Annotated in this window: 2 protein-coding genes and 1 pseudogene; all 3 read left to right on the top strand. The window is 59.9% G+C overall.

Going from position 1 to position 2,617, the window contains the following annotated elements:
• Positions 1-455 (top strand): annotated as a pseudogene (locus KBX08_RS32845) (tyrosine-type recombinase/integrase); the annotation flags it as partial.
• Between the two features lie 330 nt (positions 456-785).
• The gene (locus KBX08_RS32840; RefSeq protein ID WP_210787639.1) at positions 786-1,796 is read left to right on the top strand and encodes a hypothetical protein; all 1,011 of its coding nucleotides are present in this window, start codon (positions 786-788) and stop codon (positions 1,794-1,796) included.
• A gap of 34 nt (positions 1,797-1,830) precedes the next feature.
• Positions 1,831-2,304: a hypothetical protein gene (locus KBX08_RS32835; RefSeq protein ID WP_196929462.1), complete on the top strand. Its 474-nt coding sequence runs from the start codon at positions 1,831-1,833 to the stop codon at positions 2,302-2,304.
• Positions 2,305-2,617 lie beyond the last annotated feature (313 nt).

The following is a 2,617-nucleotide window of genomic DNA, read 5'->3' as shown; positions in this document are numbered from 1 at the left end:
CGCCGCGTGCCGGATCGCACTGGACCGATGACGGCGGCTCCCACGAGCGACGCGGACTCAAGCACCGGGGAAGGGCTGAGACTCGGGCGGTCCCGATCCCGCCCCGGCTCGTCGAGCTGCTGTGCGCGCACGTCGAGAATCACGGGGTTGGCCCGGACGGTCGGTTCTTCCGGGGCCTGCACGGTGGGCCGCTGTCGGAGTCGGTCTACGACCGGTGGTGGAAGCTCGCCCGCGAGAAGGCGCTGACCGAATCGCAGGTTGCCTCGCCGCTCGTCCGCCGGCAGTACGACCTGCGGCACGCGGCAGCCTCCCTCTGGCTGAATGCCGGCGTCCCGCCGACCGAGGTAGCCCGGCGCCTGGGCCACGGCGTCGCCGTCCTGCTCCGCGTCTACGCCAACTGCATCGACGGGGGAGACGACACCATGAACGACAAGATCAGCGATGCCCTCGGATGAACCCCTGCCAGTCAGGAAGTAGCCTCTCCGACCGGTCCGGGGTCGCACTCGACCAGCCGGCGGGCTTCCGCAACCACCTCTGCGTTCAACGCCGTCATGTTGGTGCCGATGAACTGGGCGAGCTCGTAGGCGTCATCGAGGCGCACCAACTCGTGAGCCGGTCCACTGCATGTCGCACCCAGGTCGTAACTTAGAACACATGTACGACACCCGCTACGCTCGCCCCCCGCCTCCGCCAACGACTGCTGACCGGTTCCTTACAGACACACGGTCAGATCTGCGCTCGAAACTAGGGTGACGAGACATCCCCATCACCCACCGGAGGAACTTATGCCGGAATACAGCCTCGCCGCCTACACCATCAGAGTCCGCCCACGAATGTCATCAAAGTCTTCCGACAACTACCTACCCCTTGACAACTTTGATGGGTCCGCCTCCGACCTTGCACCCTTTCTCTACGCATTTTTTAACGGCCTCATCAATACTCCATACCAGCACAAGGATGAAGGAAAGTACCTAATCGCCGAGACGGTGCGGGCCGAGGACCGGTCAATTTACACAACAGTCCGCTCAGGGAGCCACGGACACCAGTCGACTCTGCGCGATGTTGAAACACACCAGGATACGTACGAACGCCAGGCAAACGAGGCTGAGCTAATCCCCCTACGAAACCTATTCGTAATCCCGCATAACTCATTAGCGGGGATCTTCCTGACAGAACGCGTCGGCGTCCGAGGGCTCAAGTCCTCACTAGACCACATCCTGACACGTACATTCGCAGCAAGATTTCCTGGTTTCTCCGTCGAGCTCAGTCCGCTCGCCCCTGAGGCGGCAGTGAAGGCATCCATCGAAGAAGGCGAACTAAAGAAGATCCGCCTAGTGCGCTATGGGATTCCGAGCGACGTTGCGGATCAGTACAATCTAGGCGCTCACGAAGAAGAGCTGGGAATCATGGAGCTAGTCCTTAAGCCGGACCGTGCATTGGCATTTCCCAAGCAGAAGGTGCGCGACGCCCTAAACGACAACAGCCTCCCGGCGCTGCTAGAGATTCGTGGCCTGGACTACCACGACATAAAACTAGAGGTGAAGGTCGGAAAGTCCATGCGGACGCTCACCGTTACTCAGGAACGCCCTCCTCGCGTAACATTCCCTCTTCCAGAGAACAAGAACATACCGAGCGGTCGCCCCACCGACGGCACCGTGCATGAGGTCGCCGCTGAGGTGGTCGCGGAACTAGCGAAGGACCTGTCTATTCGCGAGTCCGACTATGCCGGCACAGAGTTTTTCTGGACGGCCGACATCCTCGCCAGAAAGCTAGTGATAGCGAATGATGAAGGCTAGTGTACTTCCGATCATCCGGGATCACCTTGATACTATGCGCGATGCTAGGACTGGTCGCGTCAGGATTTCAGATCTGATCTTCTTCTACGGACTGCCAGTCCTGGTCGGGGCGGCCGCCTACCTTCTCTCTTGGCATGTCAAGGGAATCGACAATCTGCTTGCCGCCCTGTCCATCCTTACCGGACTATTGTTCAACCTGCTCGTTCTACTATTTGACACTGCCGCCCGCTTTAAAGGTCGACCGACCGGTAAAGTCAGCGCCGACAACGCACACAAATATCGACTCCTCCATGAACTGCAAGCAAACATTACCTACACACTTGGCGTTGGCCTCCTAGTTGCGATCATATTGGGGGTATGCTCGCTCGCCGGAATAGAGGATGCGCAGCGACCCTGGTCTATAGTCGTGACGGCGTCACTCGCACACTTCGTGCTATTGCTGGGAATGTTGCTTAAACGACTTCGCTCAGTCTTCCTCGCAGAGTTTCCACGGCTTCTTGGCGCGTAGCGCTGTGAGGCGGACGGCTGGTCGAGCTTTGAGGTCGGTTGCGCAACCGATGAATGGAGAGCCGCCTGAACATCAGGCGTCTCGCACCGTGCCGTGGGGCGTGGGCACATGGTGGGCGGCTGATCGGTCGGTGTCGGTGAGGCGGCGAGAAGCAGCAGCTCAGAGGTGCTGACCGAGGCAAGATCACGGACGCCCTGTAAATCCGTCGCGAAAGCTTCAGAGGTTCGAATCCTCTACCCGCCACCAGGTGCAGACACGGCCCCTGACCAGCAGAGATGCTGATCAGGGGCCGTTGTCGTTGTCTCGTCGCCAA

This window comes from Micromonospora sp. H61 (assembly GCF_018070325.1).
Lineage (GTDB): Bacteria > Actinomycetota > Actinomycetes > Mycobacteriales > Micromonosporaceae > Micromonospora > Micromonospora salmantinae.
Note: the sequence above shows the minus strand (reverse complement) of the source record. Positions and strands in the feature narration are given on the sequence as shown.